General features: G+C 43.2%; 21 protein-coding genes and 1 tRNA gene. 11 read left to right on the top strand and 11 right to left on the bottom strand.

Going from position 1 to position 25,149, the window contains the following annotated elements; genetic code table 11:
- The first annotated feature begins 199 nt into the window (after nucleotides 1-199).
- From prsT to A3K86_RS20610, 3 genes are all read left to right on the top strand, one after another.
- The gene (prsT, locus tag A3K86_RS20620) at nucleotides 200-2,983 is read left to right on the top strand and encodes an XrtA/PEP-CTERM system TPR-repeat protein PrsT (protein WP_068335983.1); all 2,784 of its coding nucleotides are present in this window, start codon (nucleotides 200-202) and stop codon (nucleotides 2,981-2,983) included.
- Between the two features lie 106 nt (nucleotides 2,984-3,089).
- Complete coding sequence (locus tag A3K86_RS20615) at nucleotides 3,090-3,947, top strand: S1 family peptidase (RefSeq protein WP_084406710.1); 858 nt, start codon at nucleotides 3,090-3,092, stop codon at nucleotides 3,945-3,947.
- A gap of 21 nt (nucleotides 3,948-3,968) precedes the next feature.
- Nucleotides 3,969-4,373, top strand: coding sequence for a VanZ family protein (locus A3K86_RS20610; RefSeq protein ID WP_068335981.1), 405 nt, complete (start codon nucleotides 3,969-3,971; stop codon nucleotides 4,371-4,373).
- A 132-nt stretch (nucleotides 4,374-4,505) separates the two neighbouring features.
- On the opposite strand, the gene A3K86_RS20605 is transcribed toward A3K86_RS20610, so the two are convergent.
- Nucleotides 4,506-5,690 (bottom strand): right-handed parallel beta-helix repeat-containing protein, encoded by a 1,185-nt coding sequence (locus tag A3K86_RS20605; protein WP_068335979.1) that lies wholly within the window; start codon nucleotides 5,688-5,690, stop codon nucleotides 4,506-4,508.
- A gap of 445 nt (nucleotides 5,691-6,135) precedes the next feature.
- Here A3K86_RS20605 and A3K86_RS20600 point away from each other — a divergent pair, with 445 nt between their 5' ends.
- Nucleotides 6,136-7,431 (top strand): DEAD/DEAH box helicase, encoded by a 1,296-nt coding sequence (locus tag A3K86_RS20600; protein ID WP_068335977.1) that lies wholly within the window; start codon nucleotides 6,136-6,138, stop codon nucleotides 7,429-7,431.
- A 123-nt stretch (nucleotides 7,432-7,554) separates the two neighbouring features.
- Here the strand turns inward: A3K86_RS20600 and A3K86_RS20595 are convergent, their stop codons facing one another.
- On the bottom strand, nucleotides 7,555-8,622 hold the full coding sequence (locus A3K86_RS20595) for an AbrB family transcriptional regulator (RefSeq protein ID WP_084406708.1): 1,068 nt from the start codon (nucleotides 8,620-8,622) through the stop codon (nucleotides 7,555-7,557).
- Nucleotides 8,623-8,672: 50 nt separating this feature from the next.
- Entirely contained in the window at nucleotides 8,673-9,587 is a 915-nt protein-coding gene (locus A3K86_RS20590) for a LysR family transcriptional regulator (protein WP_068335975.1), read from the bottom strand.
- A 214-nt stretch (nucleotides 9,588-9,801) separates the two neighbouring features.
- Here A3K86_RS20590 and A3K86_RS20585 point away from each other — a divergent pair, with 214 nt between their 5' ends.
- The gene (locus tag A3K86_RS20585) at nucleotides 9,802-10,998 is read left to right on the top strand and encodes a glycine C-acetyltransferase (protein ID WP_068335972.1); all 1,197 of its coding nucleotides are present in this window, start codon (nucleotides 9,802-9,804) and stop codon (nucleotides 10,996-10,998) included.
- 64 nt (nucleotides 10,999-11,062) lie between these two features.
- Nucleotides 11,063-12,094 carry an L-threonine 3-dehydrogenase gene (gene tdh, locus A3K86_RS20580; protein WP_068335969.1) on the top strand — a complete coding sequence of 344 codons (1,032 nt, stop codon included), beginning with the start codon at nucleotides 11,063-11,065 and terminating at the stop codon, nucleotides 12,092-12,094.
- Nucleotides 12,095-12,233: 139 nt separating this feature from the next.
- Here tdh and A3K86_RS20575 read toward each other — a convergent pair whose 3' ends face one another.
- From A3K86_RS20575 to A3K86_RS20565, 3 genes are all read right to left on the bottom strand, one after another.
- Entirely contained in the window at nucleotides 12,234-12,509 is a 276-nt protein-coding gene (locus A3K86_RS20575; RefSeq protein ID WP_068335966.1) for a hypothetical protein, read from the bottom strand.
- 241 nt (nucleotides 12,510-12,750) lie between these two features.
- Complete coding sequence (locus A3K86_RS23100; protein WP_269747622.1) at nucleotides 12,751-13,305, bottom strand: type II secretion system protein; 555 nt, start codon at nucleotides 13,303-13,305, stop codon at nucleotides 12,751-12,753.
- A 218-nt stretch (nucleotides 13,306-13,523) separates the two neighbouring features.
- Nucleotides 13,524-13,820 carry a GNAT family N-acetyltransferase gene (locus A3K86_RS20565; RefSeq protein ID WP_068335963.1) on the bottom strand — a complete coding sequence of 99 codons (297 nt, stop codon included), beginning with the start codon at nucleotides 13,818-13,820 and terminating at the stop codon, nucleotides 13,524-13,526.
- Nucleotides 13,821-13,880: 60 nt separating this feature from the next.
- Between A3K86_RS20565 and A3K86_RS20560 the strand changes: the two genes are divergently transcribed.
- The 3 genes from A3K86_RS20560 (at nucleotide 13,881) to A3K86_RS20550 (ending at nucleotide 18,015) form a co-directional block, all read left to right on the top strand.
- Nucleotides 13,881-14,522 carry a 3'-5' exonuclease gene (locus A3K86_RS20560; RefSeq protein ID WP_068335960.1) on the top strand — a complete coding sequence of 214 codons (642 nt, stop codon included), beginning with the start codon at nucleotides 13,881-13,883 and terminating at the stop codon, nucleotides 14,520-14,522.
- A 231-nt stretch (nucleotides 14,523-14,753) separates the two neighbouring features.
- Nucleotides 14,754-15,629 (top strand): tetratricopeptide repeat protein, encoded by an 876-nt coding sequence (locus A3K86_RS20555; protein ID WP_068335957.1) that lies wholly within the window; start codon nucleotides 14,754-14,756, stop codon nucleotides 15,627-15,629.
- Nucleotides 15,630-16,044: 415 nt separating this feature from the next.
- Nucleotides 16,045-18,015 (top strand): BCCT family transporter, encoded by a 1,971-nt coding sequence (locus tag A3K86_RS20550; protein ID WP_068335954.1) that lies wholly within the window; start codon nucleotides 16,045-16,047, stop codon nucleotides 18,013-18,015.
- Between the two features lie 88 nt (nucleotides 18,016-18,103).
- Here the strand turns inward: A3K86_RS20550 and A3K86_RS20545 are convergent, their stop codons facing one another.
- On the bottom strand, nucleotides 18,104-19,408 hold the full coding sequence (locus tag A3K86_RS20545) for a Y-family DNA polymerase (protein WP_068335951.1): 1,305 nt from the start codon (nucleotides 19,406-19,408) through the stop codon (nucleotides 18,104-18,106).
- A complete protein-coding gene (locus A3K86_RS20540) occupies nucleotides 19,408-19,794 on the bottom strand; it encodes a LexA family protein (RefSeq protein WP_068335948.1) in 387 nt (128 codons plus the stop codon). Before A3K86_RS20540 ends, A3K86_RS20545 begins: the two co-directional genes overlap by 1 nt.
- Nucleotides 19,795-20,121: 327 nt before the next feature.
- Here A3K86_RS20540 and A3K86_RS22885 point away from each other — a divergent pair, with 327 nt between their 5' ends.
- Complete coding sequence (locus A3K86_RS22885; RefSeq protein ID WP_162844310.1) at nucleotides 20,122-20,286, top strand: hypothetical protein; 165 nt, start codon at nucleotides 20,122-20,124, stop codon at nucleotides 20,284-20,286.
- A 313-nt stretch (nucleotides 20,287-20,599) separates the two neighbouring features.
- Nucleotides 20,600-20,674, top strand: a tRNA-Gly gene (locus tag A3K86_RS20535).
- Nucleotides 20,675-20,949: 275 nt separating this feature from the next.
- Here A3K86_RS20535 and A3K86_RS20530 read toward each other — a convergent pair.
- The 3 genes from A3K86_RS20530 to A3K86_RS20520 form a co-directional block, all read right to left on the bottom strand.
- Complete coding sequence (locus A3K86_RS20530) at nucleotides 20,950-21,219, bottom strand: hypothetical protein (protein ID WP_068335945.1); 270 nt, start codon at nucleotides 21,217-21,219, stop codon at nucleotides 20,950-20,952.
- Nucleotides 21,220-21,511: 292 nt separating this feature from the next.
- Nucleotides 21,512-22,729, bottom strand: a complete 1,218-nt coding sequence (locus A3K86_RS20525) for an MFS transporter (protein WP_068335942.1) — start codon at nucleotides 22,727-22,729, stop codon at nucleotides 21,512-21,514.
- 109 nt (nucleotides 22,730-22,838) lie between these two features.
- Nucleotides 22,839-24,917, bottom strand: a complete 2,079-nt coding sequence (locus tag A3K86_RS20520) for a TonB-dependent receptor (protein WP_068335938.1) — start codon at nucleotides 24,915-24,917, stop codon at nucleotides 22,839-22,841.
- Between the last annotated feature and the right edge of the window lie 232 nt (nucleotides 24,918-25,149).

Genomic DNA, 25,149 nt, shown 5'->3' with positions numbered 1-25,149 from the left:
GCTCCATCATTAACGGCAAAGCGCACTTATTCCAACACCCCATTAATAGCCGTTCAGTATGACTTGTTAAACAACTAGAAATTGAAAGTACCTAATAAAAAGTGCCTTTATCTTCTAAGCATAGCAATCCGCAACACGTTGGCATATTTGGGTCTATGATAAAAATGTCCAGCAATTATTTGTCATCACAGGGATGCTTATGACTCACAATACCAGCAAGACATTCAAACGGGTTGCTCTCGCCAGCTTTATTTCACTCACTTTAGCTGCATGTAATGATAAATCAGGCGAAGATTACATCCAGCAAGCACAAACCTATATTGACGACCAAAACCTTAGCGCAGCTGTTATCGAGCTAAAAAACGCCATCAAGCAAGCGCCTAAAGATAGCCAAGCACGTCAAATGTTAGGGGAGATTTACCTTGCTCGCGGTAACTTTGCTTCAGCTGAGAAAGAATTAGAAAAAGCCATTCGACTTAAAGGTGATAGCGACGTACTAACACCGATGCTGGCACAAGCCCTACTGGCACAAGAAAAAACAGAAGCCGTCATTGACTTAGTTGAAGACACGCGTACCAATAATACCAATGTCAAAACAGAACTCCTTGCTTTTAAAGCGCTGGCTTTAATGAAGCAAGGTAAAATAAAAGAAGCCCAATACGAGCTTGAACTGGCGGAAAATTCAGGTCAAGACACGCTTTATAAGTCCTTAGGACGTGCGACTTTAGATGCTGCAAACGAGAACATTGATTCGGCGCTCTACATCGTCAATAAAATCATTAAGCAATACGACACCAACAGCGATGTGTGGTTACTAAAAGGACACTTAGAATCAACCAAAGGTGACCATAAAGCGGCTGCTCGCAGCTACCAAAAAGCCGTTGATAATGCGCCCGAAGCCATTCAATACACCCTGTATCTGGCTCAAGCATTAGTTCGTGATGAAAACTACAATGATGCTGAAAAATACGTTAACCAACTACTCAAAATCTCCAATAACCATGTGCTCGTCAACGAGTTAAAAGCCAGCATTTTGTATGCGAAAGGGGAAAATGATGAAGCGAAATCTCATGCCGATCTCGCGATTCAAAATGGCTCGCAAAACGTTGCGACTTACTTAATTGCTGGCGTAGTGGCCTTCCAACAAGGTAAGTACGAGCAAGCAAACGAGCATTTCAAAAAAATTGACCCTATTGTCCCTGCTAACCACTTTGTCAAACGCCTCTACACCATCACCCAATTTAATTTGGGGAACGTTGATGATGCCCTAAATACACTTAACACTTTCAACGCGACGTCAGATCAAGACAGCACCTTCTTATCATCAATGAGTGTTGAGTTATCCCGTCTTGGCCGTGAAGATGAAGCTCTCGCGCTAGCACAAAAAGCCTCTGAAATGGGCTCTAGCCAAAGTCAGGTCAAACTCGGGTTAATCCAGCTTGCGAATAACGATACAGGCGGTATTGATACTCTTCAGCAAGCCTTGAACGTCGATCCTGGGATGAAAGAAGCCAAAATTGGATTAGCGTATTTCTATCTCAAAATGGGAAAAGTCGAGGAAGCGAAACAGACAATCGACCAATGGTTGGAACAAAGTCCAGACAATAGCCAAGCGATGCTATTAAAAGGGCTGATTTACCAAATGGAGAAACAACCCAAACAAGCCAAAATTTGGTACGAAAAAGGGTTAGCAGCCAATACCGACAATCTTCAAGCTAAACTGGCACTCGCCCAACTCACCCAACAAGAAGAAGGCGCAAAAGCAGCTTTTCCACTAACGCTAGAAGCTTATCTATCAGCTCCTGATAACAGCATTGCATTCCGACAAGCCGTACGCTCAGCATATGCAGCACAAGAAATACCCGCTCTGTCTGAAGCCGTTGATAAACAGCTCACCGCTGATGCAGCAAATGATAAGTTGAAATATCAAAAAGCAACGCTGTTAGCGATAAGTAATGAACATCAAGCTGCGATTGAGTTACTTGAAACTATCTCGCCGCACCAGCAAACCAGCGAAACCTATCGCATGCTTGGTGATTTGTATCAACATCAACAAGAGCCTGATAATGCCCTCACCTACTATGCGAAGTGGCTAGAGAAATCCCCGTTAAGCAATGTTGCTTACATTAAAAACATTCAGCTTAACGAAATCGTGGGACGCCTTGATAACAGTCTGGTACTGGCTGAAAAAGCACAACAATTATTTGTTAACGATGCTCGCTTCACCTTAATGCACGCTGGCTTATTGCTCAAAAATGGCGATAAGGAAAGAAGTCAGGCCATTCTTAATAAGCAAGCAGATAACATTAAAGCCACGCCTTACTATCTTCGCTTACAAGGAATGATTTATCTTCAAGATAAAGACTACGCCCAAGCCATTAATGTTTTAGAGCAACGTTACGATGCCTTGCCTAATACCGATTCAGCGGCTGATTTAGCGGTCTCTTACGAACTGGCAGGAAAAACAGACCAAGCCATCAAGTTCTTGAAATCTGTCATTGATAAGTATGGTGAAAAAGCAGCTTCGCTTGAGATCCGCTTAGCTGACTTACAAATAAAATACCGCCCTGACGAAGCCATTGCTCAGTACGAGACCATCTTGGTCAGAGAGCCAAATAACATCATTGCGCTTAACAATGTCGCATGGCTGTACCTTGAAAAAGGCAACTTTGATAAAGCCTGTAGCGCTGCAGATAAAGCCAACGAACTTGCGGCTAAACATGGTGTTATCCCAGAAGTATTAGACACCTATGGCTACTGCTTATTGAAGTCAGGCCAAGCAGCGCCGTCGTTACAGTTGTTAAAAGAAGCCTATGCGAAGAAACACAGCGACCCTGAAATCGCTCTTCACTATGCGGAAAGTTTACTGGAAAACAACCAAGACGATAATGCCGAAGAAGTGCTTGAGAAAATCAACACCTCAGATCCGCGCTTGATGGTTATTAAAGGTCAACTTCAAAACAAACTGAGTGCCGTGAATTAACCCTGACCGCCGCCACTTTCACAGTGGCGGCTTCCACTCACCTTTTAAACGACAAAGCTCATGCAAAGACAGGCATGTACCAGTAAACACTAAGCAAGGATGCACCATGACGTTTTTCCAAGCTTCTTTTCACCCTCAATTACAACCGCATTGCCATCGTTCCCTTCACGATGAATCTCGCTTCGTAAAAGCCTTTAAGTCATTACTGCATGCTTCTGTGCTCATCACCTTTTTCATATTCAGCTTTTCTACTGTTGCCGCCCTTCCCGACACTATTAGCAAAGTCAAACCCGCTATTGTTGGGGTTGGGATCTACAACAAACTCGCCACGCCAAGAGCACAATTGCTAGGTACAGGCTTTGCCGTTCAAATATCTTCATCTAGCAGAAGCAATATTGTTGCGACTAATGCTCATGTCGTGCCAGCCAAATTAGTTAAAGATGGCAAAACTCAATTTGTGGTGTTTGTGGGAACAGGGAAAAATCCAGATGTGCGTACTGCAACGGTATTAACTCGTGATAGCAAACATGATCTTGCTCTACTTCGCATCTCAGGTAACACAATCCCTACGCTTGGGCTTGCGACAAATACGGTGCGTGAAGGTGAAGAATACCCATTTACTGGTTTTCCTATCGGTGCCATTTTAGGTTTATACCCAGTAACTCACAAAGGCATGATCTCCAGCATTACCCCTGTCGCCATTCCAGCACGTAATGCCAAAGAACTCAGCGTTAAGCAGCTCAAACAGCTAAAGAACCCTTACATGGTTTACCAACTGGATGCGACTGCGTATCCGGGTAACAGCGGTAGTCCGGTTTATCACCCACAATCAGGCAAAGTGGTCGCCATCGTGAATAAAGTACTTTTGAAATCAACCAAAGAATCTGCGCTGACGAACCCAAGTGACATCACTTATGCGATCCCAGTAAAACACCTACAACAGTTGATCAATAACACCTTGTAGTTCTTATCGTTAGGAAACGACATGTTTGTACGCAGTTTTCACAGCATGCCTTGGCGTTACTTGCTCGGCTGGATTATTTTTATCGCTTATTTCTTCTTCATCACTATCATTTCGTTGTTGCCTGGCGCGGAAGAAAAAAGCTTACTCGATCTCAATCAATACGGCATTTTGTTTCTCGATAAAATGCTGCACGTTGCCGCCTATGGCTTATTTGCTCTGTTAGGCTATTTTTTAGGGCTAACGCCACGGCTGTATATTGCCCTTTGCTTATTATTGGCAGGATACGGTCTGCTGTTGGAATGGTTGCAAGGCTGGTTGATAGTCAATCGTGAAGCGTCGATGCTCGACGCATTAGCCAACCTGGTAGGAATTCTTATGGGAGCCAAGCTCACTTTGTGGCGACTTTATTCTCGTTCGTCAAACTGAACCCGAATGCCTCGGAGCCTAAAGCCATCGGTATAAGATCAACAACGCCAGCAAAATGCTGGCGTTGGTTTATCAATAGCTGTAGATAGTCATCTTACGAAAGCATCTCGCCGTAATGCAAATGGCTATTTTTTAAATGCCAATGCTTGGTAATTCAGGGTAAGCACCTAAACCAAAGCTAGCACGATCAGTATAGAAAGTGTTGCCAGATTGATAGCTTGCCGCATCCGTTAGTGGACCAACAAACTTATTGTTATTGATTGTCTTAGGTACGCTTGCCGCACTACCAGCAATACCAAGGAACTGGTTATTACCACTGCGATCAATCACAACAATCGTATCTGTAATTTCAATCGTATTCGTACGTGTACTATCTAACGGGTTAACTTCATAGGCATAACCAATCAGCTGATTATTTGCCGATTTTGGCCCTTGCTCTAGCACACTTCCGCGAATAACAAACTTGCCGCCATTCGGTACGTCGATTAAGCGGCTATCGTTACCATTTAACGAAGCAATCTCTGAATACTCAATAATGGTTTCTTTAGCGCGAGATTTAATCTCATGCCCTTCATCTTTTGAGTTATGGAACTTGCTGTAGCGGATCTCAACACGGTCGGCTTTGTTAATATAGATCGCATGGGCACGTCCGGCTTTACCCAAATTCACAAAGCGGCTGTACTCAATACGAATGATACCCGTATCGTCGTTAGCGAGAATACCTTGCTCACTATCGTGGAAATAGACTGACTTTAATTGCAGGTCTTTACCTTCCTGACGAATACAAGCTCCGTTATTATCTGGTACAGAAACGCCACTACATTCAATTTGTTCCATGGTCGTATTATTACCTTGGATCACAAAGGTCGCTTTACCACCTACGGCTGCGCCAGAGAAGTGGGTATTCGGGCTACCTTGAATCGTGACGTTACTTGGCTTAATCGTCATGCCTTGTGTATAGGTTCCGTTACCAATCACCAAGGTGCTGCTATCTTTTAACGCATTTTGAGCGTCAGTGATATTAGTGTACTTCACACCATCGACACTGAAGGTATTATCGGCCACATCAGGTACAGGCACGGGTTTTGGACCTGGACCTGGGTTTGGATCTGGCGTTGGAGTTGGCGTCGGAGACGGACCTGGATCCGGAGTCGGGTTAGGACCCGGTGTAGGTGTTGGATCTGGCTGTGGTGTCGGCGTGGTACCTGTAGATGCGCCACCGCCCTGACAAGCAGTTAAACCTAGTACACAAGCCAATAAGATTGCATTTCGCAGCTTATGGCGACCAACTGCTGTATTATTCTTCGTTTTCAACATGTATCTGCCCTGCTCGTCCTTAAAATAACGACGGCGATTCTATTCAGCTCCCAGACAACTTTGTCAGAGCCTTGTCAGAACCTTTTTGGTTAAATACTATCCTATTGATAAACAATCAAATAAAAGGCAACAAACACCAAAACCATTAATAAACAACAAGTTAAAGAAAAAAGAATGGCTTTCAAGGCAAGATACTGAATGAAGTATCTTACTTATCAGACAGTTTTATCATCTAATCGCAGCAGCTCGCTTTACACTCTTCAACACATCGATTAAGTGATCAATAAAGGATTAACTGTACAAATATCGTGCAGGCATTCACAATTAATCACCACAGGCGTTGATTAATCCTCTATAATCAGCGGCCGTATTTTTGGTCAGGAGCTTTTGTTGCCGTGAGTTACAAAGCTGCGATAACAATAGCCATCTGCTTTAGGAACAAAGAATGTCATTTTCATCACAAGGTTTTTCACCTGAAATTGTGCGCGCACTAACCGAATGTGGTTATGAGAAGCTAACCCCAGTTCAACAACAGGCTATCCCACACGCTCGTCGTGGACACGATATCCTTGCTCACGCACAAACAGGTACAGGTAAAACCGCTGCATTTTCGTTGCCTATTATTCAGCAGATTTTAGACAAACCAGTTCAAGTAAACCGCTTTCAAACACGTGCGCTAATTCTTGCGCCAACCCGTGAGCTGGTAGAACAAATCGCCAACAATATCCAAAGCTACACCCAATACACTGATGTTAAAGTTGCAGCAGTATTCGGTGGCGCGAAAATGTCTTCGCAAGAGCGTAAACTTGAAGCGGGCGTTGATATCCTTGTTGCTACTCCTGGTCGTCTAATCGAGCACATTGAGCTTAAGAACATTGCTCTAAACAAGCTTGAGTTCTTAGTTTTTGATGAAGCTGACCGTATGCTAGATATGGGCTTTATCAACGCGATCCGTACTATTTTGAGTGATGTCGACAGCAGCCCACAAACCATGCTGTTCTCTGCAACCTCTTCTGCACAGATGAATGCTCTTGCTCAAGACCTACTTCGTAAGCCTAAACGTGTGATCGTAAGTGCTGAAAACTCAACGGCTGCGACGGTTGCCCACGTTGTTTACCCTGTCGATGAAGATCGTAAGCGTGAGCTCCTTTCAGAGCTGATTGGTAAGAAGAACTGGCAGCAAGTGCTGGTATTTGTGAACTACAAAGAAACCGCTAACGAAGTAGTAAAAGAACTTAAGCTTGATGGTATCAAAGCAGTGCTATGCCACGGTGATAAAGCGCAAAGTGCGCGTCGTCGTGCACTAGAAGAGTTTAAAACAGGTAAAGCACGTGTGATGGTTGCAACAGAAGTTGCGGCACGTGGTCTAGACATTCAAGGTCTACCACACGTAGTTAACTACGATATGCCTTTCCTAGCAGAAGATTATGTTCACCGTATCGGTCGTACCGGTCGTGCCGGCCAACAAGGTCACGCTGTATCTTTCGTTAGCCGTGAAGAAGAGCTAACGCTGGTACAAGTTGAGAAACTAATCCAGCAGCGCATCAAACGTATTCAGCTTGCAGGTTACGAGCCAGCAAACCGTGACGCTCTACTTGTAAAAATGAGCACTAAGCCTGCCTTCAAGAACCGTCATGGTCGCACAAACAACCTTGACGAACCGGGTTCAGCAGAGCGTCGTTTACGTCTTCGTCGCGCGATTCAAAACAAAGCTAGCAAAGTGACTCGCCTTAAAAAATAAGCCTCAAGTCATCATCAAAAAGCAGCCACCTCGGCTGCTTTTTTATTATCTAAATTAAATACTTAACACGACAGCCAACACGAAATAGTTAACACGAATTATGTTCATAGCTAACTTATCCTGTTATCTTGAACGGTATAAAATCAAAGCTGGTAACGCGTGAAGTATGGTTAGCCGAATAATATGATTTAGCATGACAAAAGTGGGCTCTAACCCAAGCAAAAGCGCGGTGACTGTCATCGCTTCGATACTCCCCGGTACCCACGCCATAATGAGCACTAGCCACTCTATTTCAAGCCACCAACTAAAGAGTCCAGTAACGACAAAAGTAACACCAAGCCCAAGGGCAAGAATGATCATTCCTGCTCTGAGATAGGAGCACGTTTCAGCCAAAGTCACAAACTGGACTCGGACGGCCACCAGCGCGCCAAGCAATGCCATGGCTAGCATCAAACACATATCAGGCAAGGCAAAGCTATACTCAGGGAAATTCAACGCTGTAACCGCGCTAATAAGCATCCCTGTCAGCATGTATGGTGCAGGAACATTAAATTGCTCCAATAATCGCCCTAACAGCAGGCTCACAACCACCACCAAGCCAATTCCAAGCACAGATATAACCATAGGGGCAGAGTTGGGCTCATAAGCGTCTACAGCAGCTGGCGACGTTTCGCCAAATGAAGCTAATGCAGCAGCCAATATCATCAACGACACTAAACGCACGGTATGAGTGAAAATCACTTTTTTAGCAGGCATTTGCTGAGAATCCGTCATCACTATTACTGCAGCCATGGCACCGGGAACTGCACCAAGCAAGCTTTCGTCTCGGCTCCAGCCTTCTCTGCGTCGCAACCAAAAGTAGCCCACCGCCGTTTGTATCGCCATACAAACGAATAAACCAAACACGATGCCAATACTAAAACCGTTCTGCCACTGCGCGCCATCGACTAAATTACCAACGCTGATCCCCAGTATAATTTGGATAAAAGTAAGGTTGTGGGGCGGTAACTGCATGCGATGCCCTAACTTACTCGCAATAAACACCACTGTCAGCGCACCAAACATCTCTCCCATAGGGATGGGTAATAAACGCCCTAGCAATGCGCCAACAATAGTCAGAGCGCAGGTTTTAACTATGGTGATAATAGCGCCAGATTTAGTGCTGAAATTAGCACTCTGCTTAGACTCCACATCAGCTCCTTCTGATTGTGTTTGTCCCGCTGCTCCGCTTTAACTACACCTTAATTCAGCACCAAGTGCTTAGTGACATAATCAATGAAAACGCGAAGCCTTGCAGGCATATATTTGGTTTGCGGGTACTGCATCGCAATTGCACCATGGTAATTACTTTTGATAGTCCAATTATCCAATACCTGAATAACCTTTCCTGCCGCTAATGCATCCTTGATCACAAAGTCATGGAAGAGTCCGATCCCTAACCCCTCTTTCACTCCCTTTAAACGCATTTGAGAATGGTTAACTGCATAACGACCACGTACCGCCACAGTGTGAAACTCGTCATCTTTTAGGAAATTCCATAGATTATCCCGTTCGGTTTCGGCGAGGTATAAGCAGTCATGACTACCTAATTCGGTTGGGTGCAGTGGCACGCCTTTTTGCTTCAAGTACTCAGGGCTAGCACAGAGCACCAAGTTGGTTTTCCCGATCTCCTTCAACACCAAATTTTCATCGGGTTTATCGGTCAATTTAAACGCCACATCGATACTATGTTTGAACAAATCAATGTTACCGTCAGCTGCGCGTAATTTAAGATTAATTTCGGGGTACTGTTGCAAAAAAGGCAGGATCAACGGCTGCAATACCGAGTTCAAAAAAGCTTCCGGTGCAGCAACCGTAATTGAGCCCGCAGGCTCGGTGTGGTCTGAGGTCGAGACATCTACGGCTTGCTGCGCAGCATTCACCATTAGTACACATTGGTCATAGACTTTCTGCCCTGCGCGCGTAATTAGAAGCTTACGGGTTGATCGCTCAAAAAGCTTCACCGACAACGCACTTTCAAGACGGGTGATCAACTTACTCAAAGCAGAAGGTGTTACGTTTAACTTCTTTGCTGCTGCGGTAAAACTTCCTTCGTCTACCACCAAAATAAATGCCGCTAAATCGGGTAGCAAAGCAATCAGCTTAGAGTTGATCATTATCTCATTTTTCCTTATTTCATATCAGCATTTGTGACTGAGATTCACTAATGATTTTCCATCTTGAGGGATAATCCCCGCAATAGCAATGGATTAGAATCGAGTTCGTCGCTAAATGTTAGCTTGTACTATTTCTAACTAACATTGAAAGCTAACCCTACAAACAGAGTAACGGTTAGAACGTTACGGATAATGACTAGGAAGGAACAGGATAATGTCTTCTGCATTTTATCAACAAATCCAAAACCAAATTGAAGAAGTAAAAGAAGAAGGTTTATACAAATCTGAACGCATCATTACTTCTGCACAAAAAGCTGCTGTTTCTATCTCTACAGGCGAAGAAGTTCTTAACTTCTGTGCTAACAACTACCTAGGTCTTGCGAACCACCCTGAGCTAATCAAAGCTGCAAAAGCAGGCATGGATGAGCACGGCTTCGGTATGGCATCTGTACGCTTTATTTGTGGTACTCAAGATTCTCATAAAGTGCTTGAAGAAAAGCTATCTGCATTCTTAGGCAAAGAAGATACTATCCTTTACACTTCTTGTTTCGACGCAAACGCAGGTTTGTTCGAGACAATCCTAGACAAAGAAGATGCAATCATCTCTGATGCACTTAACCACGCATCTATCATCGATGGTGTTCGTCTATGTAAAGCGATGCGTTTCCGTTACTCAAACAACAACATGGAAGAGCTAGAGCAACAGCTAATTGCAGCTGACGAAGCTGGCGCTCGCCATAAACTGATCGTCACTGACGGCGTATTCTCAATGGACGGTGTGGTTGCTAACCTACCAGCAATTTGTGACTTGGCAGACAAGTACAATGCACTAGTGATGGTTGATGACTCTCACGCTGTTGGCTTCATGGGTGAAAACGGTGCTGGTACTCATGAATACCACAACGTAATCGACCGTATCGACATCATCACAGGTACGCTTGGTAAAGCAATGGGCGGCGCTTCAGGCGGTTATACTTCAGGTAAGAAAGAAGTAATTGACTGGCTACGTCAGCGTTCTCGTCCATACCTATTCTCTAATTCTGTCGCTCCAGCCATTGTTTCAGCATCTATCCGTGTGCTTGATCTATTGGCTGAATCTGGTGATTTACGTACTCGTCTATGGGAAAATGCGACACACTTCCGTACTCGTATGGAAGCAGCTGGCTTCACTATGGGTGGTGCTGACCACGCTATCATTCCTATCATGCTAGGCGACGCTAAAGTTGCAGCAGAATTTGCTGAACGCGCACTTGAAAAAGGCATTTACGTCATTGGCTTCTCGTTCCCGGTAGTTCCAAAAGGCCAAGCACGTATTCGTACTCAAATGTCTGCCGCTCATACTCGTGAACAACTAGATCGTGCAATTGATGCATTCATCGAAGTTGGCCGTGATATGGAAATTATCAAGTAATACCAATTTGGGCGAATACTAAGTCTAAATGGTAGAAGCCCTGAGAGTAGTAAGGGAAATAACAATGAAAATTAAAGCTTTATCCAAACTAAAACCTGAAGAAGGCATCTGGATGACCGAGGTTGAAAAACCAGAACTAGGTCATAACGATTTGCTTATCCGCATCAAGAAAACGGCTATTTGTGGTACTGACGTACACATCTACAACTGGGATGAGTGGTCACAAAAAACCATTCCTGTTCCTATGGTTGTGGGTCACGAATACGTAGGTGAAGTGGTTGGTATCGGCCAAGAAGTACGTGGTTTTGAACTGGGTGATCGCGTATCAGGTGAAGGTCATATCACTTGTGGTCACTGCCGCAACTGTCGTGGCGGTCGCACTCACCTTTGCCGCAACACTATCGGTGTTGGTGTAAACCGTGAAGGTGCTTTCGCAGAATACCTTGTTATCCCTGCGTTCAACGCATTTAAGATCCCTGAAGGTATCTCTGACGATCTAGCTTCAATCTTCGACCCATTTGGTAACGCTGTACACACTGCACTGTCTTTCGACCTTGTAGGTGAAGACGTGCTAATCACAGGTGCTGGTCCTATCGGTATCATGGCAGCGGCTGTTGCTAAACACGTAGGTGCACGCCACGTTGTGATCACTGATGTGAACGAATACCGTTTGGATCTTGCTCGTGAAATGGGCGTAACACGCGCTGTAAACGTAGCAACTGAAAAACTTGAAGATGTAATGGCTGAGCTAGGCATGAACGAAGGCTTCGATGTAGGTCTTGAAATGTCTGGTAACCCATCTGCGTTCAACGGCATGCTATCTAGCATGAACCACGGCGGTAAGATTGCGCTACTAGGTATTCCACCGCAAGATATGGGTATCGATTGGAACCAAGTTATCTTCAAAGGCTTGGTGATCAAAGGTATCTACGGTCGTGAAATGTTTGAAACATGGTACAAGATGGCAAGCTTGATCCAATCAGGTTTGGATCTAACACCTATCATCACGCACCACTACAAAATTGATGACTTCCAAGCAGGCTTCGACGCAATGCGCTCTGGTAAGTCAGGTAAAGTAATTCTTGATTGGGAATAATCCTATCAAGGTTTAACTACCGCAGATAACATTAAGCCCCAGTACTCGTACTGGGGCTTTTTATTGGTTGGCTTCATAGAGAACAAATAGCTTACTATCTACAACGACATCCCTACTGTTTGTGTTAGTGCTTGTGTTTTTACTTTCGCTTAAGCCACTTTATGGCTTCTGAAAACACATAATACAGACTGCCTGAGGTTGTTGAAGCTGCATACTCACCTGAAAGGTACAGGAAATTCGATTTATACCTTTCAATCGCCTCTTCTTGGGTATCGGCATAAACATAGTCCCCATCAACGACAAAGCCTTGATCCAACAGTTGTGACTTTTCCTCTGAAAAACTGACCGACTCTGAATTCAAAAACGTAAATGCTTTTTCGCCATCTTCTTTGCGGAAAAACTGATACTTCGCCATAACAACTCCTTCTTCTTTGCAAAACGGTTGAGCAAACGGATTTAAAAATAGAAGCGTAATAGCAAATTTATCAATCTCTTCCACCCCAAACTAAAAGCAACTTATTGCTTAATCAACTGCGCATTATAAAAACTCGATCTTCCGCACGGTTCGTCATATTAGCTGGATATCTTTGGGCGGATAGAAAGAAAAAAGCTCGCCACCGTGAAGTGACGAGCTTTTAGGGGGAAGCATTAAGCCTTTATTGACAAGGCGATACTTGAATCTCATAAGAGTTATGAGTGGCATTACTTGAGAAATATCGTAAATAACAGTTGTTGTTTACTAATTTACTTTCCTTACCTTCACGGTACATATTATCGCGACGAGTGATCGTAACTGAAAAGCGTCCATTTAGATCATCTTGACCTTTGACTAAGATAATTGCCCAATCAGTATCTGCGTTATGAGCTCCAAGGTCTTTAACTAACTTAGGCAGCGTTAGAGTATCGGCAGCAGGATAACCATTACGAAAATCACACGGATCAGATTTAGAACAACCTTCAATCGGTATATCATACCCTTTATGATTCGATACAACATCGATTGACTCCAGACCAGCCATCGCAAGTTTACCGTAACTCATCTCTACCGCTGACTGAATAGCGCCTTTCATCGCTTGCAAGGTCGCGTTTCTCGCTTCAACTTGTGTGCCAAGAAAACGCGGTGCGGCCGTGACGGCAAGAATACCGAGAATGACAATTACAACTACTAATTCTATGAGAGTAAAGCCTTTTGCTTTCACTTCTACTTCCACCTACGTCATCTTGACAAATTCGGCGTCAATTTTATGCCTATAGGAAATAGGAGTAAACACTCAAACTTAGATTTAGCGCGCTATTTTTACATTTAATTTTAAAGAGTTAACCATGAGTTTTATAAATCCCATGTAAGTTTAAATACCACACAGGAATTTATTCGTCATTTTGGGTTAATACACTTTCAATACAATAACTTACCACTAGGGATTGATGACTATTCATCAACCACCGCGAGTAAGTGTTGCCATTGTTGATGCTTACCAAGGTAATGAATCACATAGCTACAAACTGGCACAATATGAAAGCCATCTTCTTCGATAACAGGTAGTACAGCTTCCATCATTTTACCGCCCGCGCCTTGACCACGAAGTTCGCTCGGTACTGAGCTATGGTCAATATGCAGCACATTCCCTTTCTTTTGGTAACTCAGCTTGCCCCAACAATCTGGTGCCAATTCGATACGGTACTCATTATTCGCTTGATCATGAATGACATTCACTGAATTAGACATTATTCTTTCCTCATCCGACGGTTTGTTCCGTTATATACCTATTTTACTCAGACTTATACCATGAATATCTCAACTTCTTCTCTTGCCAACACAGTTGTCGTTCTCGACTTTGAAACCACAGGCTTATCACCCAATCAAGGTGACCGAGCCATCGAGATTGGTGCGGTGAAATTAGAAAATGGTCAAGTCGTTGATCAATTCCAACAGCTAATGAATCCAGGACGCCGCGTCAGCAGCTTCATTGAGGGCTACACAGGCATTACTAATACCATGCTAAGCGATGCTCCATCATGCGAAGAAGTTATGACGGATTTTGCCAGTTTCATCGGTGATGCTAATTTAGTGGCACATAACGCTTCTTTCGACCAACGCTTCCTCGATGCCGAGTTTGACCGTATTTCCCATCGTTATGATGGTGAGTTTGCCTGCTCATTATTGATTGCTCGCCGCCTATACCAAGATGCACCAAACCATAAACTAGGCAGCTTAGTAACCTATAAGAACATTGAAACCGATGGCGTTTTTCACCGAGCTTTAGCTGACTCTGAAATGACAGCCAAGCTGTGGCTACAAATGCTGGAAGACATGAAAACAGATTTTGATATCCAATCGCCAAGCTTTAAGTTGATGCAGCAAATCTCCAAAAAGACAAAAGCAGCAGTACCCACTTTTTTATACCGCACAGGTAAAGGTCGCGCTTAACAGCACCCGTTAGCCACCCGCATCGCCTCTCTATTGTTAAGCGTTCTACCCATTTAAGCCAAACATCAACTCAAGCTACACACCAACCTAAGCCAGAGCTCGATTCTTCGCTTAGGTTGGCTTTTATTGCAGTAAAACAACCAAAAAACACGGAATCAAATTGGTATAACCACAAATCGCTTTCATAATTTGTTAGGGTATAACGAATTTTTTCAGATCTAGGACAGCGCAATGCAGTTATCGAAGCCGTTTTTCCAACGATTAAAGCAATGGATATTACCCCTTCTTTTTATTCCTCTCACTTTCTCTGCATTGGCTGAAGATGTGCCCCACTCTGAAAAAAGCATTTACGACAAGCCGCTAATGGAGCGCTATGTACTGGACGAACTGAAAGCGCTGCGAACCGATCAACAGGATTTAGAGCGCCGATTAGTCGTTGAGATCACCGACCGTGAATTGGCAGTTGCCGATAAATCTCTCAACTATGCCAACGTTACCGTCACTTATTTCTTCTACATTATTGCTGGTGTCGCCTCTTTGATCGCTCTGATTGGCTGGCAATCGCTGCGTGAAATGCGGGTCAACACCAAGAAGATGGCAGACCAACAACTACAACAAATTGCTGAACAGTACGAGAAGAAATTCCAAGTGTTAGAACGCGAATTGCGCCGTAAAACTCGTAGCATTAGTGACAACAACAAAGAGATCGAGAAAATCAACGAAGTTCACAACTTGTGGCTACGTGCACAAAGCTACCAAACTCCAGATCAGAAAATGGAAGTGTACGATGAGATCTTAAAAATCCGTCCGGGTGACTTAGAGGCGCTAACCCATAAAGCGGATGCCGCAATGGAGATCCGTGAATTCCACTGGGCACTCAGCTTATGTAACCGCGTATTAGAAGTCGACGACACCAATGCCCACGCACTTTACCAACGCGCATGTGCTTATTCTTGTCTTGGTGTGGAAGAGCAAGCGATTTCGGATTTAGAACGTTCGATCGCAGAAAGTGCTTCAATGCGTGAACTTGCTGCCGATGAAGCTGATTTTGAAATGCTCCATGGTAACGAACGATTTGAAGCATTAATCACTTCTACCGAACAGTGATAAATATCACAAAGCTTATATTACTCGCCACCAAATAACAGCATGTAGCTAAAACCATTCACCTCTTGGTTTTAGCTACTGTTTTCTACCCTTTTCTATACACAGCTCCAAAACCATTTACCACTCGGTAACACCAGCCCGAAGCAACATATCGACCTCTAATCATTTTCCAATAAAAACACTTACCAAAGCTGTTGATAATACTATCTAAAACCGTATTTAAAAGGGATATGCAATTACATTCGTCAGAATTTTGTTTTGAACCCTAAACAATTAGTTGTTAGCATATTGTCATTATTTTCATCTACAGAGGCTTTAAATCGCATTTTGCACCCACTGGGTACGGCCAGTTTCATCGTCGAAAATATCGACATAAAAGGATTAGACCGTAACAACAATGCATATTGAAGGATGTATGAGTTTTCAAAAAGACATTAACAAACCCGTATTTTTCACTTCTATCGTGATTATTACGTTACTTTCATTTGTCGGCGTATTTTGGCCCGACTCCGCGCAAAGCTACTTTGGCGCTATTCAAAAATGGTTCGTAACCCAAGCCAGTTGGGTATATATTCTTTCCGTTGCCATCTTCTTAATCTTCCTTGTTTTCGTGATGTGTAGCCGTATGGGCGACATCAAGCTAGGACCCGATCATTCCGAGCCTGACTACAGCTTCGGCTCTTGGATTGCAATGCTATTCTCCGCCGGTATGGGTATCGGATTGATGTTCTTCGGCGTTGCAGAACCTGTGATGCACTTTATGTCGCCACCTGTTGGTGATCCACAATCCGTTGAAGCGGCTCGTGAAGCCATGAAGATCACTTTCTTCCACTGGGGCTTACACGCATGGGCAATCTATGCCGTTGTTGCGCTTTCCCTTGCGTACTTCTCTTACCGCCACAAACTGCCGCTGCTACCTCGCTCAGCCTTACACCCGCTCATCGGCGATAAAATTTATGGCCCAATTGGTCACGCGGTCGATATTTTCGCTGTGATCGGTACTCTTTTTGGTGTCGCTACCTCGCTAGGCTTCGGCGTAATGCAAGTTAATGCAGGCTTTAACTACCTGTTTGATTTGCCGCAAAACACCACGGTACAAATGGGCTTGATCGCCGTGATCACCTTGTTTGCCACAATCTCAGTTGTCCTTGGTTTAGATGGCGGTATTAAACGCCTATCGAACATCAATATGGGATTAGCTGTATTGCTGGTTGCCGTTGTGATTATTGCTGGCCCTACTGTATTGATTTTGCAATCTTTCGTACAAAATACAGGTAGTTACCTCAGCGATATCGTCAACAAAACCTTTAACTTGTTTGCTTACGAGCCAAAAGAAGATTGGATTGGTGGTTGGACGCTACTGTACTGGGGCTGGTGGATCTCTTGGTCGCCATTCGTGGGTATGTTCATTGCGCGTATTTCTCGCGGCCGAACTATTCGTGAGTTCTTGATCGGAGTGCTATTACTGCCGTCATTATTTGGCTTTTTGTGGTTCACAGCTTTCGGTAACACGGCTATCGACGCCATCATGCACCACGGTGCGACTTATTTAAGTGAAGCGGTAAGTAATAATGTACCTGTGGCACTGTTTAAGTTCTTCGAGCACATGCCACTTTCTAGCTTACTGTCGATCTTAGGCGTAATGCTGGTTATCACCTTCTTTGTCAGCTCATCTGACTCAGGTTCATTGGTGATCGATACCCTAACCTCAGGCGGTGCAGAAGAGCCACCCGTTTGGCAACGTGTGTTCTGGGCGGTAACTGAAGGGATTGTTGCAGCGGCACTTCTGGGCGCAGGCGGGTTATCTGCTCTGCAAACCATGACCATTGCAAGTGCTTTCCCTATCATGATTTTGCTACTGATATTCTGTTACTGCTTGTTCAAAGCGCTACGTAACGATTATCTGTTGCTATCGAGTGTTCAAAACCACAACACATCAGTGCAATACAGCAAAGCAAGTGTGAGCTGGAAGGAACGTATTTCTTCATTGGTTAACCACCCGAAGAAAACTGAAGCGAAAGCCTTCATTGACGACACCGCAAAACCAGCCCTTACCGCTCTTGCTCGTGAAATGAAAGCACAAGGCTTGGCAGCACGTATGCAGGTAATTGATCCTGAACGTGTACGTATGGTGATTGAAAAAGAAGGTGTTGAAGATTTCGCTTACGGTATTCGTCTACGCCGTTTCGTACTACCTACGTATGTTAACGAAGAACAAAGTACCTATTACCGTGCGGAAGTCTTCTTACTTCAAGGTGGTCAGCAATACGATGTGTTGGGCTATACCCAAGAGCAGATTATTGCCGATGCAATCACGCAGTATGAACGTCACATGCACTTCTTACACTTGGTAACGTCTGAAAACGTCACAAGTAAAGCAAGCTAAATACAGACGCTAAGTCATGAAAATAAAGCCCTTATTTGTTCTCACAATAAGGGCTTTTTCGTACTTTTTTAGGTAGAGATAAGGAAATTCATGCCTTAGCAACGGGTAATTCATCAAGACGTGTCGTCCAACGATTAGAGCGAAAAGCTTGCCGCATATGCCAGTTAGTTGAGCTCATCACAGAGGCTGGCTTCAGGCCATTCTTATAACGCGCGTTAACCTGATCGGTAATTGCCATTAAGTCGCGACGTTTTATTTCCGCCAGAGCGCTAGTATCAAACATATCCAGCTGAAAGCTGTCATTAACGGCATCCGTGAGTTCATCCAAAATCACACCAATTTTCTGATACTCAAACCCCGGTCGATAGATTTGTGCCAACTGTGCCAAAGCGCAATCTAAAAACTTGTAGGTATCCTGACTTGGGCATGATAACGGGATCGCACTACTACGATTGTGCTGCGGTGTGTTGTTATACCTATTCGTACGCAAAAATACGCCGACGATATTTGCCTGACTCCCCTGTCGACGTAATTTTTCTCCGGCTCGTTGACAATGAAACGCCAACGCCGCTTTCAAATCATCGTAATTTGAAATACCAGTACCAAAGCTACGGCTTGATAAAATCTGCTTTTTCTTTTCATCAATGTCGCCGGGATCAATACAAGCAACACCTTGAAGCTCCAACACGGTACGGGCCAGCACCACATTCCATAACCGTTTTATATCAGCAGGCTCACTGTCTGCCAGCTGAAGTGCATTATGAATACCCGCCGTGTGCAACCGTGTGGCCGTTTTTGCCCCTACTCCCCAAATGTCATTAATTTCAGTACGCTCTAATAACCATCGGCGCTTATGATCAGTATCGATTTGAATAACGCCACCGACTTTGTGCTCGTACTGTTTAGCCGCTTGATTCCCTAACTTTGCTAACGTAGGCGTAGCACCAATCCCAACACGTACAGGCAGGCCGATATTACGTTCTATGGTCGCTTTCATTTCACGCCCATACTCGGTCAATTCACTGAGTTTAAAACCATCAAGACGCACAAACGCTTCATCAATACTGTACTGCTCTACATGAGGGGAAAATGCACTGAGCTCCTCAACAAATCGGCGGCTCATATCGGCATACAAGGTGTAATTAGAACTACGCACCTCCACACCAAGACGACGCGCTTCATGCGCGATTTTAAACCAAGGCGCACCTCGCTTGATCCCTAACGCTTTCGCTTGTTGCGTCATCGCAACACAGCAGCCGTCATTGTTGCTCAATACAACAACAGGCTTATTCGCCAACTTAGGATCAAACAATTGTTCGCAGGAGCAATAAAAGCTTTTTGCATCCACCAGCGCCCACACCTGATCGCGGTATCCGGTTAGTTTGGTCGTCATTACACTTTCAACAAATCGTGAATATTGCGAGTTACAACGCCAAAAATCTCAGAGTCTTCGGGTAATGGAAAAGGCGCCATGCTTGGATTCTCTGCTTTTAGCCACCAAGCCCCCTGATGACGGATCAAACGCTTACAGGTAAATTCATCATAAATACGGGCGATCACAATGCGCCCTGGCACAACAGGCTCAGCCCTATCGACAACCAATAAGTCGCCATCATAAATCCCAACACCAGTCATCGAATCACCTGCAGCACGTAGCATGAAGGTCGCATTAGGATTTCGAATAAGATAATCATCAAGTTCAAGTCGCTCTTCATGGCCATCAGCAGGCGATGGAAAGCCACAACGAACAGGCTCAATAAACAACGGAAATTCAGCCATATTCTATCACTCGGTCAAATAACAACTGTACATTTATACAGTTTAATCGTATTTAGATATAAACGTTACTTTTATGTGGTCTCTGAAGTGCAAATGGGTAGGAAATCATCACTCCTGATACGCGGGCATTGCTTTCTAAGCTGTGCGTAGAGGAAAACTCCGCTATCACCTCCTATAGTTATACCAATCGATGCAGGTAAACGTTCAGAGGCCTGTTAAGGCAAAAGGAACAATACTTAGCTCGATGATGACTAAATCTGCAAGCAGAAGCTTGTGGAGACAAAGCGATAACATGACAAGGTGTGTCACGCACCAAGGTAGAGTGATATGGAATTTAAAAATGCTGCAGGTGAAACCGCTCAGCTAGCCGACAACCTCACCTTAAAGGAAATTGTTGATATGGGTTTTTCTATCGATATTTGCGATGAGAACTATGACCCACAAGAACATTGGAAAAAGAAACAAAAGCAGCAGCAAGAAGGTGAATATTAGCCAACAGCCTTACAAGACAAGATAACTGACTTTGGAAGCAAATGAGTATACCGCTTTCGGCGCGATACTAAGATCGCGCCTCCCCTTTCATAGCCACTAATTCATAACCCCCTTATGCTAATCAGATACAAAGCCGAAAGCCGTTTTAGAGATCAGACTAAAAACATACTAACCGCCTGTTTAATATACAATTAAATGCACTTTACGTGATTTTGATCACACTGCAAAAAACATTGCTTTTCTAATTCTGAGAATTTGCCATTATGTATCTCGTTCGATGCAAATCACCAGCTGAATTCACTTCAGTCATAAAGCGGGCATCGTATAATGGCTATTACCTCAGCCTTCCAAGCTGATGATGCGGGTTCGATTCCCGCTGCCCGCTCCAGTTTCTTCCCAAATATCTCTTCTGCTCTATATCATATACTCTCAAGCAAAAACGTATTTTCGCTATTATCAACACACCTCTATGTCGTAGCTCCATAAGTTCAGATATAAAAAACACACAGAGAACATTCTGTAAGATAAATGATTATTCAGATAGTTAAGATAAATTGGATAATTAGACAAATAGTTACGTAGAAAACGCGGATGATTTGGAAGAAGGTACAGAGCGATGGCTGATTGGCATTAATCAATATCAACCAGCCAAGACTTAGTGTGCTACTTGGGTGCTAAACTACAATCAATTTCATTCACTAGACACTTAAATGCACATTCTTTCTCTGCTGAAGACTTAAAATCAATACTCAGCACTTCGAGTAAGTCTTTAAGTAAAAAGCTAATATGTGATGCATTTCGATCCGCATTTGAATAAGGTTCAATATCCATAATCAACCCCTCAACATCACTCATCAGCAGCGATGCTTTTATATTATGCCATTGCGCCTTTTTTGCCCTGATACGATCACAAATCAACTCATAATCTTTCATGCCACACTCACTCCATTGCTCGCGACTCTCTCCCGATAGCACCCACATAAGTGGAACTGGGCTCCGGAAGTTATTCAGTCAAAGATATAGTAATAATGCGCGCATAATAGCATGACAAACTGCCATTATTTTTTAATGGCGTCATAAATATCGAAAATTTCTATGACAAAGGCTTAATCTGCGATTGCTATTCTTAATTGTAGTCAAAGTAAATCTTAAATATCGCTAGGGCAAATTATATCGTCGGAAATAAACAGCTTTTCAAATGCTTATAATAAAAGTGACTTTATAACTAGCAATGCGCATCACGCCAATGGCTGTAATAACTAAGCTTCACCAAAGCAAATAAGCACAATAGTGCAATTAGCTCCCCCATTCCCAAAGCGACACTATAGCTTGCAACACCTGCAAGGCTCGTTGCGACTGAAGAAAAAATTATTTCACCAAAAGTCTGTGTTCCTTGAAAGAAAGCAATGTTGGTGGCTGGTTGGGTCGTTTGCTGAGAAAAACGCATAGAATATGTATAAGTGCTTACAGCCACAAACCCCATCCCAAAGCCAACGATGATCGATGTAGCCCAAACACTCCAAGCGCCAGCTAACCAGTTCTCAGCTATCGCAATCCATAAGCATCCACCCAACAGTACTATCTTCAAACCAGTTAAGAGCGTTACGCGGTAACCATGGCGTTTAATGAAGTTACTTGCAACAAAGCACCCCACCAACATCACAAGTAAATGACCAACGCCAGTCAGCATACCGACTTGAGACATAGACCAAGACAAATCGACCAGTATGAATTTTGATAACGCCATAATGATCACTCCACATAACGTGGCGCATGAACATAAAATCAAGGTTGATACCGCTCTCGGTGTTTTAAAGAATTTAATTAACGAGGCTTTGGTCTTTTCAGTCACATTTTGAACTTGAGGCTCTTGCCAAAGTAAAACAGGCATCAAAGCCAAGAAAGCAATGGCAGCTAGTAACAGCATACTTATTTGATAGCCTATTTGTTCAAAGGCAATCATGGCGAATGGTCCTGAAAGTAGCATCCCAATAATAATGCCCGACACTTGTATTGCATTCACCAAACCAAGATCGGATTTATCTGTGTGATCAGCCGCTAGTCCATCAGTAGCGATATCTTGCGTCGAGCCCACAATAGAAATAGTCGCGAGAAGGAATGTAACCAACAGCAGCGTTTGCTCATTAATTGAAATCATTGCCAAGGTAATGAGTGTTGCAACCATAGTAAGTTGCATTGGGATAATCCAAGACTTTCTTCGCCCAACTGACTCTAACCAATGATTTTCAACAAACGGGGCCCATAAAAATTTGATTGCCCAAAAGATCCCCGCAAGTGGAATCATGGAAATAAGCTCTAGTGGTAACCCTAAGGTTTTTAATAGTGTCGGGATAGCATGAAAGGTTAAGCCAATAGGAATACCTTGAACAAAGTAGAGACAGCAAATAATGAGAATTAATTTTTTATTACTATCAGAACTCATAAATGAATAACTTCCTTTGTAACCAAACAATATGCCCTACCTTCAAAATAAACATGTTCAGGAATATTTATTAACATTCAAAAGCAGGGCAAATACAGTTTGCCAGTCATTACCACTTAAGATTGACTGTGGCACCCAATGTCATTGGATCACCTGAGCGGCCATACCATTTTTTATTTGCTCCATCCCCCATAGGGAAGGCGCGAGTAAGGTATTCTTCATCAAGTGCGTTTTTCGCCCATAAGATAAGGTCTAAATTAGCACTTGTATAACCGCCCCTTAGATTAAGAATGCCGTAAGCATCTTGCTTGGTGGTATTAGCATTATCGAAATAAAAATCACCAGTGACATTATAATCTGCATACACGAAGTAATTTTCTAAGAAGTTATAGTCAATGCCTAAGCTGTAAGTGTATTTAGGTGCATTGGCAGGACGATTACCTGTGTAATCATTTTTACCTATAACGTTACCGCTGTTATCGTAAGCTTTGCTGACAAAGTCATTGAAGCTAGCATCGTTATAACCACCATTCGCCCACGCCGTTAAGCCCGGTTGAATTAGCCATGACAGTTCAAATTCAATACCTTTACTAACTGTACTACCTGCATTTTGAGTAAATGACTTAGGATATAATTGTTGCTCGACTTGTTGATCTTTCCAATCAATCCAGAACACGGAAGAATTAAAGCGAACACGGTTATCAAACCATTCACTCTTCATACCCAGCTCATAGTTTATTGTGTATTCAGGATCGAACTTAGGTGACAAGTTAGCTGGCGTCAGCATGTTAAAACCACCGCTCTTATATCCACGAGCGATACTGGCGTACATCATGACATCATTCGTCGCGTAGTAGTTTAAACCAACTTTAGGCAGCCACTCATTGAAGTTAGCCTCGTCTGAACCTTCAGAGTTTGGGATCCCCATGTTCGACTTATCGCTATAATCAAACTTAACCTTCTGATAATCAAACCGAAGCCCTGCTATCGCTTCCCATTTTTCAGCAAATTGATAGTTAATATTCCCAAACACAGCGTAGTTGCTTACTTTCGACTCTGTTTTGGTGGTATTAAACATCCCAAAAGCTTTCACCTTCATATCGATGTCGTTTTTAGCTGTTTCATCAAAGAAATACAGCCCACCAACCCAGCGTAACGCACTATCCTGATTAGAGCTCAATCTCAGCTCTTGTGTTACACGAGAAAAATTTGAATCAATAAAGAGCTCTTGAACATCAGCTGGCGTGAAATCAAGATCTTGGTTATCTGCTTTATCTTCTTCGGTATAAACAGTAATAGAAGTGACATCGAAGTTATCTGCAGCATAAGTCGCACGAATCGACCCCGTATAAATATCAGCTTTAGTTTCACCTTCAAAGTTTGAATAAACCTTATGGCTATCTTTCTTAATCTGATCTAATGAGGCAAACGACATGTTTCCATTACGGCGATTTTGCGCATCGACAGTCGCAATAATATCCCATGGTTGATCTATCGGCATCCAGCGAACTTTTACTCGACCATTAAAGTCTTTCACTTTATTTACATCGTCTTTATTGTCGTAGTCTCTCGTAAAGTAGCCATCATTTTTTGCATATTGTAATGCAGTCCGATATGCCCACTCATCACTACTTCCAATAGCGCCACCAGAAATAATATTACCTTTAAGTTGATTATAATTTCCGTAAGTTAAACCTGCACTGCCTTCAGTAAAAAGGTCAGGGTCTTTAGTATGAATACTTATTACACCCGATGATGCATTACGACCGTATAAGGTTCCTTGTGGACCTCGCAATACTTCAATACGCTCAACATCTAATAACTCTGTATCAAATGTTTGGTACATTGCCCCATCAATCAAAAATAAAACAGACTGAGAACCTTCCATTGTTGGCGTGATTCCTCGCATAGAAAGGAAACTTGCATCAGAAGGATTACCCGCTTTAATCATAGATACATTAGGCGTTCTTTTTACAACATCGAAAGTATTTTCAATACCCGCCCTTTCAACATCATAATCAGATAATACAGAAACACTGAGTGGTGTCTTTTGCGATTCAGCTGTTATTTTTTCAGCGGTTATAACAATAGTCTCTAACTGATCATTATTGTTTTCAGCTGAAATAGAAATGGTAGAACTAAATGATAAGCAAACTGCTAAAGCTAATTTTGTGTAAGTGAAATTCATGCCTCTATTCCTTATACAACACAAATTACTAATAGAAAATGCCACCGCCAGCTGTAATTAAATACAGCTGGAGTTACTTATGATTATTTCTGTGGAGCATTTCGTCAGGCATCTTAATTCGCCTTAACCCGGAAATCAATGCAAATGATAATTAATATCACCAACATATCTAATTACAAATCACTCAGTAGTGCCACTTTCTTAACGCGGAAATATCAAGATTATTCATATT

Source organism: Photobacterium jeanii, from assembly GCF_001650345.1.
Taxonomy (GTDB): Bacteria; Pseudomonadota; Gammaproteobacteria; order Enterobacterales; family Vibrionaceae; genus Photobacterium; species Photobacterium jeanii.
Note: the sequence above shows the minus strand (reverse complement) of the source record. Positions and strands in the feature narration are given on the sequence as shown.

What these genes read in the sequence shown, in the direction of transcription:
- prsT (WP_068335983.1), top strand. Translation starts at nt 200, where the DNA reads ATGACTCACAATACCAGCAAGACATTCAAACGGGTTGCTCTCGCCAGC.
- A3K86_RS20615 (WP_084406710.1), top strand. Translation starts at nt 3,090, where the DNA reads ATGACGTTTTTCCAAGCTTCTTTTCACCCTCAATTACAACCGCATTGC.
- A3K86_RS20610 (WP_068335981.1), top strand. Translation starts at nt 3,969, where the DNA reads ATGTTTGTACGCAGTTTTCACAGCATGCCTTGGCGTTACTTGCTCGGC.
- A3K86_RS20605 (WP_068335979.1), bottom strand. Translation starts at nt 5,690, where the DNA reads ATGTTGAAAACGAAGAATAATACAGCAGTTGGTCGCCATAAGCTGCGA.
- A3K86_RS20600 (WP_068335977.1), top strand. Translation starts at nt 6,136, where the DNA reads ATGTCATTTTCATCACAAGGTTTTTCACCTGAAATTGTGCGCGCACTA.
- A3K86_RS20590 (WP_068335975.1), bottom strand. Translation starts at nt 9,587, where the DNA reads ATGATCAACTCTAAGCTGATTGCTTTGCTACCCGATTTAGCGGCATTT.
- A3K86_RS20585 (WP_068335972.1), top strand. Translation starts at nt 9,802, where the DNA reads ATGTCTTCTGCATTTTATCAACAAATCCAAAACCAAATTGAAGAAGTA.
- tdh (WP_068335969.1), top strand. Translation starts at nt 11,063, where the DNA reads ATGAAAATTAAAGCTTTATCCAAACTAAAACCTGAAGAAGGCATCTGG.
- A3K86_RS20575 (WP_068335966.1), bottom strand. Translation starts at nt 12,509, where the DNA reads ATGGCGAAGTATCAGTTTTTCCGCAAAGAAGATGGCGAAAAAGCATTT.
- A3K86_RS20565 (WP_068335963.1), bottom strand. Translation starts at nt 13,820, where the DNA reads ATGTCTAATTCAGTGAATGTCATTCATGATCAAGCGAATAATGAGTAC.
- A3K86_RS20560 (WP_068335960.1), top strand. Translation starts at nt 13,881, where the DNA reads ATGAATATCTCAACTTCTTCTCTTGCCAACACAGTTGTCGTTCTCGAC.
- A3K86_RS20555 (WP_068335957.1), top strand. Translation starts at nt 14,754, where the DNA reads ATGCAGTTATCGAAGCCGTTTTTCCAACGATTAAAGCAATGGATATTA.
- A3K86_RS20550 (WP_068335954.1), top strand. Translation starts at nt 16,045, where the DNA reads ATGAGTTTTCAAAAAGACATTAACAAACCCGTATTTTTCACTTCTATC.
- A3K86_RS20545 (WP_068335951.1), bottom strand. Translation starts at nt 19,408, where the DNA reads ATGACGACCAAACTAACCGGATACCGCGATCAGGTGTGGGCGCTGGTG.
- A3K86_RS20540 (WP_068335948.1), bottom strand. Translation starts at nt 19,794, where the DNA reads ATGGCTGAATTTCCGTTGTTTATTGAGCCTGTTCGTTGTGGCTTTCCA.
- A3K86_RS22885 (WP_162844310.1), top strand. Translation starts at nt 20,122, where the DNA reads ATGGAATTTAAAAATGCTGCAGGTGAAACCGCTCAGCTAGCCGACAAC.
- A3K86_RS20530 (WP_068335945.1), bottom strand. Translation starts at nt 21,219, where the DNA reads ATGAAAGATTATGAGTTGATTTGTGATCGTATCAGGGCAAAAAAGGCG.
- A3K86_RS20525 (WP_068335942.1), bottom strand. Translation starts at nt 22,729, where the DNA reads ATGAGTTCTGATAGTAATAAAAAATTAATTCTCATTATTTGCTGTCTC.
- A3K86_RS20520 (WP_068335938.1), bottom strand. Translation starts at nt 24,917, where the DNA reads ATGAATTTCACTTACACAAAATTAGCTTTAGCAGTTTGCTTATCATTT.